This window comes from Halomicroarcula saliterrae, assembly GCF_031624395.1.
Taxonomy (GTDB): domain Archaea; phylum Halobacteriota; class Halobacteria; order Halobacteriales; family Haloarculaceae; genus Haloarcula; species Haloarcula saliterrae.
Map to the genome: position 1 here is coordinate 22486 of NZ_JAMQON010000010.1, position 18072 is coordinate 40557.

Annotated in this window: 15 protein-coding genes; 11 read left to right on the top strand and 4 right to left on the bottom strand. The window is 52.6% G+C overall.

Going from position 1 to position 18072, the window contains the following annotated elements; translation table 11 throughout:
- Positions 1 to 826 precede the first annotated feature (826 nt).
- A complete protein-coding gene (locus NDI56_RS21500; protein ID WP_310921807.1) occupies positions 827 to 2287 on the top strand; it encodes an AAA family ATPase in 1461 nt (486 codons plus the stop codon).
- Between the two features lie 96 nt (positions 2288 to 2383).
- Here the strand turns inward: NDI56_RS21500 and NDI56_RS21505 are convergent, their stop codons facing one another.
- On the bottom strand, positions 2384 to 3307 hold the full coding sequence (locus NDI56_RS21505) for a winged helix-turn-helix domain-containing protein (protein ID WP_310921808.1): 924 nt from the start codon (positions 3305 to 3307) through the stop codon (positions 2384 to 2386).
- A gap of 617 nt (positions 3308 to 3924) precedes the next feature.
- A complete protein-coding gene (locus NDI56_RS21510) occupies positions 3925 to 4305 on the bottom strand; it encodes a DUF7522 family protein (protein WP_310921809.1) in 381 nt (126 codons plus the stop codon).
- An 839-nt stretch (positions 4306 to 5144) separates the two neighbouring features.
- Between NDI56_RS21510 and NDI56_RS21515 the strand changes: the two genes are divergently transcribed.
- From NDI56_RS21515 to NDI56_RS21550, 8 genes are all read left to right on the top strand, one after another.
- Positions 5145 to 7748: a VWA domain-containing protein gene (locus NDI56_RS21515; protein ID WP_310921810.1), complete on the top strand. Its 2604-nt coding sequence runs from the start codon at positions 5145 to 5147 to the stop codon at positions 7746 to 7748.
- A gap of 72 nt (positions 7749 to 7820) precedes the next feature.
- A complete protein-coding gene (locus tag NDI56_RS21520; RefSeq protein WP_310921811.1) occupies positions 7821 to 8822 on the top strand; it encodes a hypothetical protein in 1002 nt (333 codons plus the stop codon).
- A gap of 22 nt (positions 8823 to 8844) precedes the next feature.
- Positions 8845 to 9639, top strand: a complete 795-nt coding sequence (locus NDI56_RS21525) for an N-6 DNA methylase (protein WP_310921812.1) — start codon at positions 8845 to 8847, stop codon at positions 9637 to 9639.
- A 507-nt stretch (positions 9640 to 10146) separates the two neighbouring features.
- Positions 10147 to 10560, top strand: coding sequence for a hypothetical protein (locus NDI56_RS21530; RefSeq protein WP_310921813.1), 414 nt, complete (start codon positions 10147 to 10149; stop codon positions 10558 to 10560).
- A 35-nt stretch (positions 10561 to 10595) separates the two neighbouring features.
- The gene (locus NDI56_RS21535; RefSeq protein WP_310921814.1) at positions 10596 to 10889 is read left to right on the top strand and encodes a hypothetical protein; all 294 of its coding nucleotides are present in this window, start codon (positions 10596 to 10598) and stop codon (positions 10887 to 10889) included.
- Positions 10886 to 11134, top strand: a complete 249-nt coding sequence (locus NDI56_RS21540; RefSeq protein WP_220589732.1) for a hypothetical protein — start codon at positions 10886 to 10888, stop codon at positions 11132 to 11134. The genes NDI56_RS21535 and NDI56_RS21540 overlap by 4 nt, the downstream gene beginning before the upstream one ends.
- A 118-nt stretch (positions 11135 to 11252) precedes the next feature.
- Positions 11253 to 11714, top strand: coding sequence for a hypothetical protein (locus NDI56_RS21545; RefSeq protein ID WP_220589733.1), 462 nt, complete (start codon positions 11253 to 11255; stop codon positions 11712 to 11714).
- Between the two features lie 305 nt (positions 11715 to 12019).
- On the top strand, positions 12020 to 12967 hold the full coding sequence (locus NDI56_RS21550) for a DUF6610 family protein (protein ID WP_220589811.1): 948 nt from the start codon (positions 12020 to 12022) through the stop codon (positions 12965 to 12967).
- Positions 12968 to 13524: 557 nt separating this feature from the next.
- Here NDI56_RS21550 and NDI56_RS21555 read toward each other — a convergent pair.
- Positions 13525 to 14799: an RNA-guided endonuclease TnpB family protein gene (locus tag NDI56_RS21555; RefSeq protein ID WP_220589734.1), complete on the bottom strand. Its 1275-nt coding sequence runs from the start codon at positions 14797 to 14799 to the stop codon at positions 13525 to 13527.
- Between the two features lie 268 nt (positions 14800 to 15067).
- Between NDI56_RS21555 and NDI56_RS21560 the strand changes: the two genes are divergently transcribed.
- Positions 15068 to 15412, top strand: a complete 345-nt coding sequence (locus NDI56_RS21560) for a DUF8129 domain-containing protein (protein ID WP_220589735.1) — start codon at positions 15068 to 15070, stop codon at positions 15410 to 15412.
- A 17-nt stretch (positions 15413 to 15429) separates the two neighbouring features.
- On the opposite strand, the gene NDI56_RS21565 is transcribed toward NDI56_RS21560, so the two are convergent.
- Entirely contained in the window at positions 15430 to 16113 is a 684-nt protein-coding gene (locus NDI56_RS21565; RefSeq protein WP_310921815.1) for a hypothetical protein, read from the bottom strand.
- 572 nt (positions 16114 to 16685) lie between these two features.
- Here NDI56_RS21565 and NDI56_RS21570 point away from each other — a divergent pair.
- The gene (locus NDI56_RS21570; protein WP_220589737.1) at positions 16686 to 17876 is read left to right on the top strand and encodes a glycosyltransferase family 87 protein; all 1191 of its coding nucleotides are present in this window, start codon (positions 16686 to 16688) and stop codon (positions 17874 to 17876) included.
- Positions 17877 to 18072: the final 196 nt, after the last annotated feature.

The following is an 18072-nucleotide window of genomic DNA, read 5'->3' on the forward strand; positions in this document are numbered from 1 at the left end:
GCCCAACGGCTACTTCTCAGAAGTCTATTAGAAAAGCCGTGCAAGACTTAGGGGGCGCACGTATCGGTTAAGATAGGGAGATTGCTCAGCAAATCGTGTACGTCGATGAGGGAGTACCGTCTTCCTGAATCATCACATATGCGCCTCCATAACACTGATTCGTCTTGATAGTTACCTGCCCGGTTTCATTACGCGCAGTCCAATAGATCTGAAACGTCTCGATACCTTCAGGAGACGCTCTATCGGTGTTGTATACCTCTCGGTCTTCGTCGGGGTCAAGTACATAACTCTGATTGTGAACGGTCTCCCCCGTCGCATTTCGTACAACAGTAATGTCGAACGATGCGCTCTCATTGCCATAGTTTTCGAGATACACTGGATGATCTGAGGCCGGTTGTTCCGAAGCGGGAGTCCCCATACATCCAGTTACGAATAATATCGCTGTGAAAGCACAGAACGCCTTCAGCCAGCGGTCTCGCATGACTTGAGCATATAGTAATCAGCATGAATACTTTCTGTTGAATACGCATTCGTACCAAGCGGTCGTTTCGTCCCATTTACCACCGGATAATAGGATTTCGACAGAAATAGCTTAGCGACCCACCGGTTCAGAGCTGAATTTATCTCTCCCTGCTGGATGAGGAGTGCAGAACATGCCTCCACACATAGAAGCATGTCTATCAATTCATCCACGACACAGACGAGTAGCGATGGGTCTCCGGAGGGACAGCGGGTTCTCTCCCACTTAGTCCACCGACTCCTGCGAGCCGAAGGAGGGAGTGTACCTGTCGAACGGGTCACGCTCAGAGTCTCGGATTTCACTGACTTGAGCGACCAGCAAGCAGCAGACCTCATCGACGAAGGAGAGAAGAGCGGAATATACACACTCACACGCTCGAGTGGCGGTAGCGCAACTATCGACAACGTCGTTCCCCAGGGAGAGGAACCGGAGGTGATTACCGCCGCATTTGGTCAGGGTCCACCAGACGACACTGTTGACTTCCGTATAATCGGTGTCGTAACTGATTCAATCAACGATGCACTCCAGGAAGCCGGCTACACTGACTTGGGGGCCCTCTCGGAGGCAGACATCGACGACCTCACACACTTGACTAGTACCCTCACTGAGAGCCGAGCTGAGGCTATTGTTGCGGAAGCTAAGCAACACGTTCCCGTTGGTCATACGCTGGCCGAGCGAGCGGCGTCGTACTATGCTCAGCGAAGCAATCCAGCAAGTGGCGTGGGTGAGGCCCGCGTTACTGATTTAACCAACATTACAGAGACAGTCGGTGAGCCGCGCTACCTCTCTAAAGGATGGGATGCTGGCGATGAACGCGGGATGTACGTATCTGATGTCGGTCGCAACACGACTAAGCCAGTTCCGACTGGATTGCACATCCTCGATAATCCGGACTACCCAGGTGTTCCCAAAGCAGAGACTCATCCCGATGCCAGCTACGATGCCCTGCCTGTTGGCGAGGATGGAGCAGTTATCCCTCCCGCTGTCCCCATCGATCCGCGTCTTCAGCTCCCACTTGACGAACTCATTGCGAAGAAACTCGCACGAGGGCTCGTTCCTATCCGAGTGGTAGGCCCGCGAGGGTCGGGGAAGAACTATCTTATCAAGTACCTCTGCCACAAGACAAATCGTGGCTATCAGTCCATCGACGTCGACCGGGCGACGGAGCCCGAGGACCTCTTTGGGCCACTTGTTCCCGACGGCGACGTGATCATCCCACGCAACGGCGCCGTGAAACAGGGGCTGATCAACGGCGATACAATCGTCATCAACGAGTTCCCTGTCATGCAAGCCGGGGCAGCGATTGCGCTGCACCGACTCCTGAACGAGGGGACACTCCTGGTCAAGAGCCACGGCGAACTTGTCGAACCACACCCCTCGGCGCGACTCATCATCACGATGAATCCGCCAACCAGAGAATACAGAGACTCGGAACCGATGAACTCGGCGACGAGAGGGCGCTTTCGGTCGTTCGAGCAACCGTACATCCAAGATATCGACGAGGAAGTCGAGACATTGTATCCGCAGGTCAACGGTGACACCGAAGTTGTGGACCGTACGACCCTGAAGCGAATCGTCCGGTTTGCTCACAAGACCCGCGAAAACGAGAACTGGCCGACTCTCAGCACACGGAATCTCACAATCCTCTGTGAGCACATCGAAGACGGAGCATCCCCGAAAGCCGCTACAAAGAATGAACTCTGGGCTGTGGCAGAACCCAATCAGTACCCGGAAGATGCTCACGAGACGCTGAACGATATTTTGTGAATCTGCCTACGGCGGGAAGGGAGGTAGCCACTATCCGTCGTCATACTTACTTGCCCATCTTCTGTCTGTGTTACGTACTGCTATCAAATCGCGCACTCATGGCGTCACCTCGTACTTTTCAGCTAGTTCCTGGAAGTCCTCCCACTCGGGAAGTCGAGACGTCCGCTGGTCTCCGCTGGTGTCGAGGTATGTGCAAAGATCGTCGACGACGTCGTCGACGCCGTACTTGGTGGCCTGAGCTCGGAGTTCGTCCCTGTCGATACTGGCGTGACTGAGCAAGAGTAGGCAATATGACTGAGCCCGTGCACCCGAATCAATCACGAGCATATGGCAGCACAATATCTCCGGTGAGAGTTCACTCATCGTCTTCGAATAGAGGTAGTATCGGCGGTCACGGGCCAACAGCGGCAGGTCATATCGCTGGAATTGGTCCGGCCCTGTCGGAATGAAGTGTTCTTCGGTAATCTCAGTCGTCGTCTGGACAAGGAACTCGTCGAGGGCTTCCCACAGAATGGTGTACGTGTTGGCCTGTTGTTCGACAGTCTGGCGGTGACCGTGATGGGCAAGCTCACGAGCGAATGCACTCAACTGTTCGAAGCCGTCATTCAGTGCGTACGTCCCATTGTCGGTTTGGTAGACGATTCCCCGATGCTGAAGCGGGGAAAGCGCACGGTGGACGCTACTCCTGTGGACATCGGTGTGACGTGCGAGATCAGTTACAGTCCGTGGGGTATCGAGAAAGTAGCAAACACGGAGAGCAGCCCCTGACAACAGCTCCGGCCAGTCAATGTGTGAATACTGCTGCGTGAGAGCGGCGAGTAATTCGAGTGCTTTTGCGTCCGATAGTCGAATCTGCTTTGTCTTTCCTTGTCGACGTGTCTCGACGAGTCCAGACGTTTCGAGCTGTTCGACGAGTTTTGAGGTATAGCTGAGACTTCGATCGAGATTCGCCGCGAGCTCAGAGACCGTCTGCTCACCGCGGAGGGCAGTGAGGGCGCGAATCTCGCCTTCTGTGAGCATACTGTTGCATAATAGCGAATCAATATATAAATCACTTCGGTATTTTGCAACGCCAAACCGCTATTTCATAGCGGGTTTTTTACCATCGCCGAACTGATAACAGGTGTCCCCACCAGTACTGATTTAGAGAGCGCGAGTCCGGTCAGTACAGGCCATGGATGTCTCGTTTGTTTCTCTGCTTCCAGCATGGATAGGAGTACTTGGTCTTCACCATCCTTATATAGCCAGAGTGACATTCTACTGTACGGAATCACAGTTTCACACTGTGCGTTTGTCCCGACGATGAAGGGGCCGCTTGAACCGGGTCTACCGGACGTGCAGGGGGTTATCCCTTGTTCTCTTCGCGTGGTCGTCACGCGGAACGCCTTAACAAACTCCGCATTCCGCACTACGAGCCACCACTATGTCACAAACCACCGACTCGGCGTCACTCGACAGCATGTTCGACGCCCTACGAAACCCGTACCGCCGACGAATCATGCTCGCTATCTCGGACCACAATCCACGCGATATAACTGAATTTACCCAAAACAAATTCGCATCCCCCACATTGGTCAATACAAGTGAACCAGTGAGAGAGACTGGTGATTGAGCGGCTTGAAGTCATTTTTTGGTTCTTACGTATTATCCTTTATTATCTGTCGGCATGATTCAATGAATTCAACCAAGTCTCGACCGGCGTCTCGCGAAATGCTAATGAGAATTATTTCTGATTCTGAATATGGGAACTGAATTATACACGCGTTCTCATGGTAGTCAACTAGAGCACGTCGTTCCCCTACCGGTTTACCTTCAAGTCCGGGTGATAGAAATGGATCTTGAAGCCGGAATGTGTTTACGACTTCTCTGTATCCTTCTTTTGTATATTCTTGTTGTAGATCGTCATTGAGATAGTGGATGTCGAAATCGTCGTTCTTGATAATGACTACTGTCCGAAGACCGTGGCCAATGCGGTCATAGATGTACTCTGCAAGTATTTCTGCTGCCTGTTCGACCATACAGCATTTTAATACCGGCCAGAATATAGTTACTTCTAACTGGATCTGTCATTATGGTAGACTACTCGGCCTTTCGCGTATCCCTGTGTAAAAAATTCGCCCGAATCTCAGTGCAGAAGCAGACACCGATACACCAGAAGGGAGGTTTCTCGGGGACCGAATCTTGAACGCACGCGACTCAATACCGGCTTCAGTATCTAATTACTGTCATAGGCATTATTGGCTTTGTTGTAATCCTCAGAAGATGATACATTCTGACTCTGTGCGGTCAATACAAGCCAGTGAAGACTTGCTTCGTCACACTGACTTTGACCACTTGTGGTTACACTTTGAACACTCGAAATTATGGAACGCTTCCCCATCTTTGTTTTCTGTTCCCGTCGATGCGGCGAGAGGATATTCACATTCTGGGCACGCCGTAGTGGGCATATTGACCGTTTATCCCATACACAGAAACATCTATTGCCATGTTGGGCCGTGCAAATCACTTCGCACACCTACTGAGCAGATAGTTCAGTAGTCTCTGAGTGAAACAAATTGAGGCATCGTGCTGACTACACTGTCTATATTCCGCACCAAAGTAAAATTTGGCGCAAAATAATATTTTTCAGGACCGGCTGGTTTGTGTCCCCCAACTCACAGAGGGGCGTTCCATTCAGGAGTTTTCAATCGTGCCGCCATCCGCCACTAAGCTCACCGCCAGAAGTATCGTCAACGAAATCAATCCCCAGGTGACTGAAGTTACTCGCCTGTCGTCCCAGCGGGCTGACCGACTGCGAGAGTTTATCTGCGGCCATCTACCTCCCGACATATCGATCTCTGTCCGAGTCTCACTGGGTGTGCAGACCGCAGCCATGCTCCCTGCCGACGTCGACGCAGTTGTCTCATCAGATGCGACCGAAATCGAACGCAATCAAGCCGAAGCCCTCTTAGCCGATATCGATGCGGACTACTTGGTGCTGATAACGGGGAATGAGGCCGACTTAGACCGAATCCCACTCAACGATCAACTCACTGCCGATCACGCACACCAGTTCGGACTCGCATTTCACGAACTGCTCCACATCCTCAAAACCGCTATTAGTGGCATCGGCGACCTCATCGAGGCTAGCGTCGAATCAAAGTACCACGAACAGGTTCACGACCTCATCAATATCATCGAGGATGGGGCAATCGAGTCAGAAGCGATTCACGGCGACAATTTCAGTGACAACGCTGGCATCCGTCTGGAATTGACTCGGCGTCTCCACTCACAGACGCCAGAGGAGTTACCTGCGGACAAGTGCCTCAAATATTCTTTCTGGGACGCAGTGACTGGATATCTCTACGACAGAACTATTTTCGAGACTGGCACAATCGACTGCTTGCTCAACCCGAAGGATACACGACTCGAGTTCTTGACCGAGGTCGATAGAGATGCGTTTCTTAACGTCCGGAAACAGCTGGATGAGATGGTCGACAGCGCCCTCAAAATACGGAGCGCAAGTCGAGAGGATACCGACCACGGACATGATAAGACCGCTTCACTCCGCAGAGCACGGGTCGTAATCGACACCTGGAACAATGCCATCGAGCCGTTGCTCGAAGTAGACGACGAGCCCAAGCAAACTTCCAGCGAAGACGGTGCTACTGCTCCGGAAGTAGACAACAATGCTGCAAGGGGGGCTGAAGCAACCCACGAATCACAAAATGGTGATCGAGATGCAGATTCGAGCCGAAACGAAGGGGGGTTGTCAGATTCACTGACGACAGAACCCGCTGGTGACCAGGACGAGAATTTCGACACCGACGTTACACTCGACCGTCAAACCACGGAGACGTCTGGACAGGATATCTTTGAGCAGCCGCTGATTACACCTGAGCCTGATTCGACTACACCGGGGAGGTTAGATCCGTCTGGTGGAGGCGGCGGAATTGAGCCAGAAACTGCTTCGGCATCGAATAGTTCCCCCTCCCAAAGAAGTCCAGAACGACCCTCGGATAATTTGGATAATATGGATGATCCGAGTTATCAAGATACTGCAGGTGACCGGACTGAGGACGAAACTGTTGAACCACAAACGAAGGCGCAGGCAATCGCACAGGCGACGGAACGTGCAAGGGAGACACAGCAGGCCGATGATGGTCATCATGGGCAGGATGCGGTAGACGATGGTGACGACAAGCTGGAGTCAACAGCCAGTCAACTCACACTCGATACTTTCGAGCGAGACCGCCAACAAACCCCTGGAAATAATCCAAATTCGGAGGTTGAGGAGAGCGCCGGCGACGCCGAAGGAGGTTCGACGAATCTTCCCAGTCCCGATTTACAAGGGTCGATATCATCACCTGACGCTGAGAGCAACCGTGATGACGCGGAGATGGGGCAGAGTGGCGGAGTCGATAGTATGGCCCCCGAACTGCCAAGCGTCGCTGAAATCCCATCAGGACCGGCTCACGGCCAGCAAGAAGATAGCTCCTCGAGAGGAGATACCGAGACCTTCGAGACGGCGCTCTCTCAAGACAAGCGAGCAGCCCACGGTGAAGCCACAAGAAATGGTATCGATGAAGAGGCCCTCGAAATTGAATTCGAGGCGCTAGCGGACCAATTCGCACGTGAGACAGGAGAAGAGCAGGAGAAATCGTCCGCTCCCTTAGAACAAGATGAAGGCTCGGCAGGCGGCCCCGGCAGCCTTGAGGAATTGAATGTCTTGCCAGTGGGTGGAACTCCCGTTCCGAGAAACGAGTGGGCTGACGTAGAGAAAAGTGCTGAGCGGGTCGGAGACACGCTCGATATGTATCTCAGGTTAGATCGGCGAAAGAGTGTTCGTCGAGGACTCACAGCCGGCGCGTACGACACCAGGGCAGGACATCGGTTGGCAATCGGAGACCCTCGTGTGTGTAAAAGTCGGACCCTCGGAAACGAGAAGCAGTACTCCTTGGTCCTTATTCTCGATCGGTCGGGGTCGATGCGGAGAGGGACACCCGCAAAAATTGATGTCGCCACGAAAGCCGTCGCACGATTCGCTGTCGCAGCCGAAGGGCTGGGAATCAACGTTGCAATCGTCGACTTCATCGACAACGAAGCCCGTCTTGCCAAGCCGTTCAGTGTCGACAGCAGGCACCTCCAGGCAACGTTGCTCGATACCTCCTGTGGCGGTGGGACGCCTCTGGCAGACGCTATCTCACTTGGGAACCAACTAGTGGAAACACAGCGTGACGAGCCGCTTATCATCACAATGACGGATGGACTCCCCAGTGACAGCGACGATGTCGAAGTTCAGATTCGGGACTCAATCGCTCCAGTCTGTTCGCTGACGCTCGCAACGGATTGTACCCCTGGGTCTCCTCCAGCTAGAGCAGAAGAACTAGCCCCGTATTTCGAGCGGGAGTCAGTAATCTACTCGGCCGAACGGCTTGATGATCGGCTAGAACAGTTCGCGAGTTTGCTCGCGGGCTTTTAGCCCCAGTTAGACGTCTGAGATCACCGCTAGTTTGTGGCCCCCAGTGGGGTGAGGGCGCTTCGTCCGAACTCCATGAGCAATCCGACTATCGAATCTGCAGACGACCGTGTGCCACCGCTCTCGTTACCAGCTGGATCTCTCTCCCGTAGCGACCGGCGGTATGGGTACGAGGTAGGCGTCGATCCGCCAGATATCGAACCCATAGAGCATCAAATCCGTCTCGATTTCATTAACGGCGAGCGGATTCGGTCCGACCACCTACTGAGCGATTACAACCATTGGACCTACGATGCTGATGATCCGTCTACCGACCCTTGGCTCCGAGGGCCGGCGAAACCGAATGGGCTGCAATTAGCTGAGGAGTCCTGTCTTTACCGGGTGAAAGAAGAAGAACGCTTCTTCGAATGCCCAGAGGACAGCGCTGTGATAGCGGATGCCCCAGTCTACCTTGCAGCACAATTAGAGGAGGTCAGAGAGCACGACGACACCGAAAGCGCACTCGAAAAAGCGAGAGAACGACGCGTAAACTGGTACCGAGAATCGATTCCCGGTAAGAATCTGTACCAGATACTCAAGAAGTCGTCATATGGGACGCTCATCAGTGGCGGCAAAGGGCCATCACTGGCCACTGCTGCATTGACCGAGGACAATGTGTTTGAGGGAACAGTCGTTGTCAGTGAGGATACGGACCCGAAAAAATACGCCAGACAGCAGAACCTCCCGGAAGAGTTCGTCTATCGTGAGTCAGAATTCACCCATGCGGATTCGGATCCTGCTCCCTCTATCGTGGACTTTGGAATCGAATTGCCTGCACCACTCTTGATTGGTTGCTTCGTTAACGGCAGTCGGTATCCCTTCATTCCCTGGGGAGATGGATTGACCTGCTCCTGCCCGTACAAGCATGACCAGGCGTGGCGGGTCATGTGCAAACACGAATTGCTCGCGAGCAATATCTGTGGGTTCGAATCGTCATCGATCTTCATCCCGAGTGTCAGGGGTATCGATATTCCACATCGGGAACGGCGATTCGTCAGTCCCGAAATAGTCGCGACGCACCGACCGACGACCAACTGAGCCGACTTTCGTTTGTACACACATGACTACATTACTGGACGACGATATCCGAAAGAGGGTCACTGATCCTCTTGACTCGATTCATCAAGAAACCGGAGACACCCCGTTTCGAGTGTTTTCCGACTGGGTCAACCTAACACTCGCGGGCTTCAGCGGTGATGAAGAAAGCTATCAGAAGACACTCAGCCGATACAGGATCGACGGATTCGATGAGGATGCTGTAGACCGACTAGTCAATCTTCATGCTGAGGCTCTCGGGGGGTTAGTCCTCGGGTTGGAAGAGTCAAAGGAGGATATTCTGGGAGGGGTGTACGAACACTACGGCCTTACTAGCGACCGCTTTGGTCAGTACTTCACACCAGGACCGGTAAGCCGAGCGATGGCAGCGATGACTATTCCAGACGACGGGGATCTACGAGAGGCAACACTTGACGATCCTCTGGTCATCGGTGACATATCCGGGTGTGGGAGCGGACGACTCATTGTGGACAGTGCTCGACAGTTACGGACAGTTGCTCCCGAGGTCGCGGCAGTCTTCATTGGATACGAAAAGGATTCGCTGTGTGCGAAGATGGCAGTAATCAATTTCGTACTCAACGACATCATCGGATACGTTCTCCTCGGTGACGCTCTGAAACTCAAGCCTCAGAAAGTGTGGTCAGCTGGAACAGGACGGATGCTCAAAGGGGAACGACCAGTATCCGTATTGACTGCTGAAGAGACGGATTGGGTCGTGTCACGATTCTTCGGAGAGGAAGACAGAAACGCTGCTGAAGAAACCTCACAGGGATCTCTTGTCGACTTTGAACTAGGATAGCCGATGCGGAGAGACTAAAACTACCGAGAGACCGGGTTGTAACGGTTGTAAACGCCTCTATTTTATGCAGAATCTCGGCGTATTGCAATCCGTGAATGTCGCCCAAAGATATCCCACTCTCAGTCCTAAATCCGATGTCGAAGCCGATTCTTACAGGATGCTAACGATAATGGATGGTCCGGGTGTCAAAGGGTTAGAGCGGTATTGGCTCGGTTATTACCGAGAGGATCTACACGATGATGATGGATCGTTTCTGGCACGACCAGTGGGACATCAAGAGCTACCCCACCCGATGACACGACCTGAAATTGAAGACTGGGCACTTGACCGGTTGAGTATTCCTGACGACGCGTTCTAGAAATTGGGAGCATCAGATAGAGTCTGAGTCGGTGGGTGGTCCCACCCTCCGCGAACTACTCTGGTTTATTTTCCGCGGGCGGACTGGCGGGAACGTGACGGCTATCTAGTGACGCCGTTAACGGAGTCTTTTCCGCCGACGAGGATATCATGTCTACAGAGAATCCTAAGAAAAGCAGCTGCACAGAGAGATCGTTCGCGGTCCATCATCAGAGCATATTCGTAGAAGATACGGTCAGCTCTGACGGTAGCGGCGAGACTGAACTGCTCGAAATCGATGACACGCCCTTCGAAACCACACTGTCTGACCACGGGCTGGATATCGACACACAGGCCAGAACCCCACGAATCGACAGTGGAGGGAGCCAAGAGTTCGTCGATGACAGACCATTGTCTGCTATCCGAGCGAGCAACGGAGGGAACGGCACGGAGGGGAGACAAGAAGCACTCTTCGTCAACACCGAGGTTGACCAGCGGACGTTGGGTGGCGGCCAAGCCAACGCCAGGTGCCTGTTCGAAACTGAACCTCGACAGAAATCCAGACTCAATGCCGATGAGGAATAGCTTGTATCTCCTGCAGGTTTGTCTCACCCGACGAGATGATGGCTTCGAGAAGTACAGATAGGAAACCTGGCCGGGAACAGCAAGTCTACGATGTCGTAATCGAAATAACTCTGGAAAATACCGACCGAGGGGTAGCTGATGAGTTCTCGATGGCACTGCAGATTAGGGAACTCGACCTCGCCTCAATCGAGGTGATTCTATCGGTGGTTGCGCCAAACCAATGCGCTGCCTACGCCAGAGGGAACGCGCTAGCCCGGGCCGTACTGGATGCTGCCGGTCTCGTCGATGCATATCGTATCGGAGACGTCTCTCTAATCGAGGTACGATGATGCTCGTCTGTCCGGAGTGTCTGGAGGGTAAATTCTCGTGGGTTGTCGAACAGGTTCAGTTCGGTGCAGTGTACGAACTGGAGAACGGGGGATACACCGAAGAGACTTGGAAAAACGGGGATATTGTGGGTGACGACATCGCTGACAACGGGGTATTCTGCTGTAGGTGCATGGAAGCTCGAGCCCACGAAGATCTTGTCCCGGCAAAAGGGGCTACTGACGACGCTGCAGTCGGGGCAGAATAAGGCCGGTTTCTACCTGTGTAGATCCAGTAGTGTTAAAAAACGGTTTTCAGAGCTTTCTATCAAGCCGTAGGATGTGTGAAACGGACTCAACCGAGATAGATGCAGGAAATAGATACTAATGAATGAATCCTTCCCAAAGACAGAGAGTGGTGAACCGGATTACGAACAGGCGATTGCGGAATTGACGTTCGACGAAGCCACCCCGGCTTCGCCAGTGTATATCTCCGATGGTACGGAAACGCTGGGAGTTACCGGTGTGGATGAGAAGAGCGGCTCAGTCCGGTTGGAACATCACAGAGGCGGAACTGCGACAGCCGACATAGAACAGCTCTGGAACGACTGGGTAGACGGGGGACTCATTTACAAGCAAAAGCGATTCCTGAACACCGAAGAGAGCGTGTATAATACAGAGACACATGCGCCAGTCGCTCGAACGGTTATTGCTGACGCACTGAGTATTGCCCGAGATGAGCTGGGGGATCTCGAATCACGTGCACCTGAGGGTGGTCCCTGGACAGAAGATGTTCGTAATACCATTACCCAGTTGCAGATGGCATTAGAGACGGGTGCAGAGCGGTAGCAATTGGATTTTGGCGGATTAAGACGTACCAGAGTACACGATTTCGGCAATCTCAGCATAACGGAGCGATCCAGCACTACGCTGTGGAGAACTTCGGAACGTGAGATACAACTGAATTTGTCAGCGACGAGCCTGTGGGCCGCCAAATACCCGGTTACACCTTCATCATGGGAAACTCCATTACTTCTAAGAATGTCGCGTCAGGGTCGACTGTTCAACCTGAAAGACGCTCAGAGGTACTCAATGACCACACCGATGTCGCCGAGAAAGTCGCACGAGCCCGACAAGCAAACTATGTTGCATTTCTGTCTCGGCACCCATTCGCGACAGACGCATATGAGGCAGGCTTCGTGACCGGGATTCGTGAAGACTGTAGCCTGCAGACAAATGCTCTACGTAACGTCGACGTCCCAATACTGATGTTGGATAATGACTTCAAGAATCCAGACCTGCAGAGATATCTGTCGCGATTTCGGGAGATCGAGCCCGAAATTGGTGTCGTCGGAGACGCACGTTCAGCCGATGAGGCACATATCTTAGTTGAGGAGGCCCGTAAGCTGAAAACAGAGTACCCAGACTCAACGCTCATCATAGTCCCAAAATGCCACGAGGCAATCGAGATCATCGGTTCAGCCGATGTACCGGGCACAGAGATTGTATTAGGCTACTCAATGGGATACTCAGATATCCTGGCCTCAGACTTCTCGGACTACTCGGACTGGCGTGGACGGCGTGTACACCTGCTAGGAGCAAGCCCCACCAAACAGTGGGAGGTGATTCAACAGTTGACCTCACCAACATTGTTCGGCGATCCACCTGCAGATATCGTCGGGCTGGATTGGAACGGTGCGCACAAAGTCGCCTACATCGGTGAATATTGGAGTCGGGAAGGCTGGCAACGAAGCGACCATCTCTCCATCAGGGAAACAGTGAAGAAGAGCCTTCGTGAGATGCGCTTGTTCTGGAAAGAACGCGGTGTCTGGCCTCGTGAGGGGACGACCCCGGTTGACCGTTTAGGTGAGGCTGTCCAGGTGCCAGACGATGAGGTGTTTGCAAACGGAATGCACATCTCTGAAGCGGGTGACTACGAGGGTCCGGATGATTGGGAGGATCGACTTGACCCCGAAGACGATGAGACGATACCACTCGAACATGCAATCGTTCACCAGTATACCGACGGCAGTATCCGGGCATTTCGCTCAGAAACCGAGCGGGTATACACCGAATACCACGAGGGCTTGATTACGCCGTAGACAGTCCGTAGATAGCAAAACCCACAATCACCACAGACTGTGGGCGAGCCTGTCAGCCATCAACTCTGCAAGGGGATTGATAGCGTAAAAGAAGAACTCCACTGTGCCGAATTTGTCTCCCCTAATAGAGGTGAGGGCTTGAATTCAATGGACTCTATCACAGCGTCACAAACCGCTTCTCGACCACCCGGTTTCTCAGAGGAAAGCATCGCGCACATCCGCCGTGTAAAGCACCTTCGCGCTATCGTCAGAGAAGATCTCGGTCCGGATGTTGAGTGTGGCGGTCTGGAACAAAAAGTAGCCAGTTCACTGTATCACCACCATCCGTCGATTCGGCTCGAAGATGCACTGGAACTGAAGTGCCATCTGAAAGAGCCGTCTACGGAGGGTTCGACAGACTCTGCTATCAAGGGCATCGTCGACGAAGCTTGTACACTACTGGAGAGCTGGGGTCGTCTCGGTCAGACCCAGTCTGAGGACCCGAATGCAGCCTTTGACTACTAGTGACATCCTCCCCGTCGTAAACGACGGGGCTTCCCACACGGTGGGAATGCCAGTCAGTCGTCGCTGGCAGTGGGTTTCGACTCTTGAAACGTTGTGAGTGTCATCTGCGAGGGTGTCTCGCTCTGCTCACACTGAGTCGTGGCGGTGTCACAACCGCTCCCGTCCTGTGGCGAGTCATCGCCTGCTTGTTTCCACGGCAGACTCTCTCCCCACGGGTCTACGCGACGTGCGATGTTCGCACTCGCGTTAATATCTGCTTGGAACGTCGATACGTGGCACTCTGAGTTCTTGCACTTGAACTCGGCTTGCCGAGGGCGATACCCGATGTGCTTGCACGAGTGGCACGTCTTCGAGGTGTACTGCGGGTGAACGTACCTGACTGGAATCCCGGCGTCCTTCGCCTTGTCCTCGATACGTCCCTGCAAGCGAGCGAAGGCCCACGAGTGCAAGCGTCGATTCATGTACTTCCCGTAGTCCAGTGATTCGCGGATGTACGCCAAGTCCTCCATCACGATAACTGGATTCACGAACTGACGAGCATACTCCACGGACTCACGAGAAGCCTTCTCGATGATGTCAGTGAGACGGTTCTGGTAGTACGAGAAACGTTCCTCGATACGCCACTCAGATGCGTCACGCTCTTGGAGTCGCTTGAGAGTAGTGAACATCTCTTTGCGGATTCGCTTGGCTTCCCTCCCGTTGATGAGGAGTGGTTTCGTGGGAGTGTCGTGTTGGAGGGCACAGCCCGTGACCAACATCGACTCGCCAATATCGAACCCAACCCGAGTCGGATTCTCGGGCAACTCAGAAGTGTCCTCGATTTCGTATTCAACAGTAACGTGGAGTGTCCACGTCTTCTGGTGTTTCTGCAAGCGAAGTTCGCCCACTTTGGTACTCGATTCCTCATCGAGCATCTCATCCCACAACTCCCCTTGTTCGGGATTCAAACGGAGTGGTATCCAGAAGTTGGTTCCCCGACCGGGTTGCGGAACGTTCCAACAGATTTCGTACTCACGCGATGTGTCGCGGTCGAACTTCCCGGCTCGATTCACGAATCGGAGCGGGTGTTCGTCGTCCAACTCGTTGGCGTTGTACGTGTTGTGGAGTTTCGGGACGTAGGATTTGAGGGCGTCTTTCGCTTGGTACGGTAAGTTGTACGGTGTCACCACTTTGTTCGTGGCGCTCATCGTCTCACAGTCTTGCTCGAAGGCATCGTGGAGTGCGTCTCGGTATTCGGACAGCGTTTGCTGGAGGCGTTGCTCTTTGCACCACGTTGGGGGTGCGAGCGTGGCTTCCAGCGTTTTATTCGCCGTCTGAGTCGTTGACATCGTAGCCTTCGGATTCGAGTGCTTTGCGGAGGAGTTCGGGGTACGCTCGTGAGTGGCGTATCCCGTGGTCCCGGGCGTATTCCTTCAAGGCTTCGTGAAGTGGCCCGCCTCGCTCCATATCGAAGTCGGCCCTCATCCATCAAAACGTAAGAAGTAGCGTAAGTTAAAGATAACGGTCGGCATTCGGATTGAGCGTCAGAGCGTGGTTTGTTCAGGAATTGTCGATTCCCTCCCGGCCTGAAGGCCGGGATTCCCTCCTTGAAGGAAGATGGCCACTGACCAGGCGGTGCTTGAAACGCTTCCTCCAGAGAAACTTCTCGCTGCTACAAGATTACGTGTCATCAGGGCAGCGATTCGAATGTTTACCGAGGTAGAGAGTCTCGACTACTATATTTCTCACGAGAGAAATAGTGGAGGACGGGAGGGGATACTCAGAATGCTTCGTGACCGGAAAAACGAACTCAGTGAGGCATCCGGCGGAAGCCCCCAAGATGGAAAATTGAAACAGTATCCAACAAAGGCCGCCCACACGGAACCATTAGAGATGATCCACACGGAATACGAACCTCGTTTGATACGACGAGAGTTTGCACCGGACTGGAATGAGCTATAGATAGTCGTGAGAAGAGTTCAGCCCGTCTCGCTGAAAACTTGCTTGACGGGGTAACGAAGCGCTGCTAGCCGGCTCAGATCGCCTTTTCGATACGGCACTGACCAGGTGCGAGTGTTCCCTTTCAGGTCTTTGCGGCCGATAATGATTCGTACCGGACCTCTCGGAGTCTTTGCGAGAGATAACCAACTCTCGCATAATGATGTTCCACGGAAACTTATTGATGGTCCTGATACCCACAGATTGCTATTCTCGTTCGAATACCCACGTTTGAACCAGGTTTGAGCGCTGTCCATGAACTGTTCAAACCGATCTGGTAATTCTTCGCCGATATGGCAGATGAGATATGATGAATTTCCCTTGTCAATGTCTTTCTTCCAGAACTCTAAGAAGACGTGATCAGACGGAGCTTGAATCACATTTACCCATGCTCGCTCTGTTCCCTTTCCGTGGAGCGATATAGAGGAAATTTTCTGCCAGCCGTCCGGTGATGTGCCCGAGTCATAGTAGCCCCGAAGCGGGGGGACCACTTCGAGGGCATGGGCACGGAGATATTCATCCGGGAACGGGACAGAAATCTCAACCGCATCGGGGGAGTCTGGTTTGAGGAGCTGTTGGACAACTTCAGAGTAGCCGTCGATATCTTCAGTAATTGGGATAGCGTGAGGCCATGGAGTCCGAAGTTGGTCTTCTCTAAAGCTCATATCATGGCCGTCGAAATCTTCCTGATAAGCCCAGTAGACTGTGTAGCCCGCCAGGAGAAGCTGAGGGGTTCCGAAGATAGGGAATAATGCACAGGTCGAGTGCCGACTGTTCAGCACTCTGAACTAGGTCTGGCACTCTGATTTACGACTGAAATAGGGATATTTGCCATTTCTCGTACATTATATACTCGTCAGCCGCGCCAAACGAGTTTTCGAGATGTGCCGGAAGCTGGATGAGTTCCTGGAATACAGAGGAGTGACCTCGATCTCGCTAAGGAGCTATCTGAAAACAGCTGCCAGGCTATTTATGCAGAACACATCCGATGAAACATCTGCTCAGTAAGCGTGCACACTGATGAGCTCATTCAATAAAAGTGTCTAATGGAGTGATGCCACGGTGCTGACTACACGCTTTCTGAGAAAAGACGGCGATATCATTCAGTCACAGGTACTGATACCCAGAGTAGCATCCGTCTCTAATATGGATGAACCAGAAAACATATATCAGATCTATATCCATTACATCTATCTTGCAAAGAAGAGACTCAGCCGCTTCATTCACCCGAGCACGCTTGGCACTCGGGTTCGGGATTTCTCTCGGTATTGCATATTTCCTCTATCGGCTTACTATCACTCCCGGTCAATTTGGAATTGATTTTGAGATATATCGAGCCGCCGCTGCAGACCTGCATGCGGGCAAGGTGGTCTATGGTCGTTCTCCTGTCGGCGTCTCAAATCTCACGTACCGCTATCCAATCGTATTATTGGCCCCGTTTTCGCTGTATCTCTTGGTTTCTCCGATTACCGGCTTTGCTATCCATATTGCCGGGACAGTTCTTGTCAGCGTTTTACTTGGACTCACCATTGCGAAGGCAACCGAATCATACGGGCTGCAGCTGTCGAATTATGATCGTATCCTGATCTGTGGATTTATTGTAATCAGCCCAATTAGCGCACCATCGTTGGTAAATGGTAATATCAACCACCACATTGCATTGGCGCTGGGAATCGGTCTAATATGGATGGAACAGAACCGAGAACAACACGCTGGTGTTGCTCTTGGATTAGCAGCGCTTCCAAAGGTCTTCCCCGCTGCTATCGGCATTTGGTTAGTCTGGCGGCGAAAATGGTATACTAGTTTGGTTGCTATAATCACCGGTATCGGGGCGCTTACGGCTGGTGCCGTACTTTTTGGTTTAAACCGCACACAGAGATATTTCGTTGAGGAGCTTCTCCCACGAGGGACTGCAAACGCTGTTTCAGGCGGCCTTTCACCGTCAAGTCTATACGTCACACTTCAGCGGCCTCTTTCCGTTATTTTCACCGATGCAAGCGGAACGGCTCTAACAGTACTCTCTCTTATAATAGTCGCCCCGGTAGTGGCCTACGCATATCTACAGAGTGAAGGTCGTATTCAACAGCTCATTGCGCTCCTCTCGACGTTGTGCGGAATTTTGCTAGTGATCCCCTCGTATACTATGTATTTCGTCCTCGTTTTTTATCCGCTAATTCCGCTATTATATCTTCTCTCAGGATGGCCTGGTAGGATTTTCACGGCGGGTGTAATTTTCATGCAATTCACGTTGAAACTCCATGATGCGACTATGCTGGTTCGCATGCTCAACTTACCTGTCTGGGGTACTGAAACGCTAGTTGTTAGCCTTCAAGCCTTCTATACGCTAGGCACGCCTGTCCTCTGGGGAACCATCGCTGTTCTCATAGCTGGCATTTGGCAGGTACATTCACAGCAATCTGAAAATTAGCGTAATAACACTGTGTTTTATCAGTATATTTCTGCCGAGCTATTAATTCGGCAAAGTGATATTAGAAAGAGTGGCACTGTAGTTTCGCTAGCCGCGACAGCTACGACTGCGTTATCTCGGTAGAAAGCGAAGAGACAGATTGGTTTGACATCCGAAATCCGCCTCTTCACCCGTGTTACGGTCGCTAAGTCTAAAT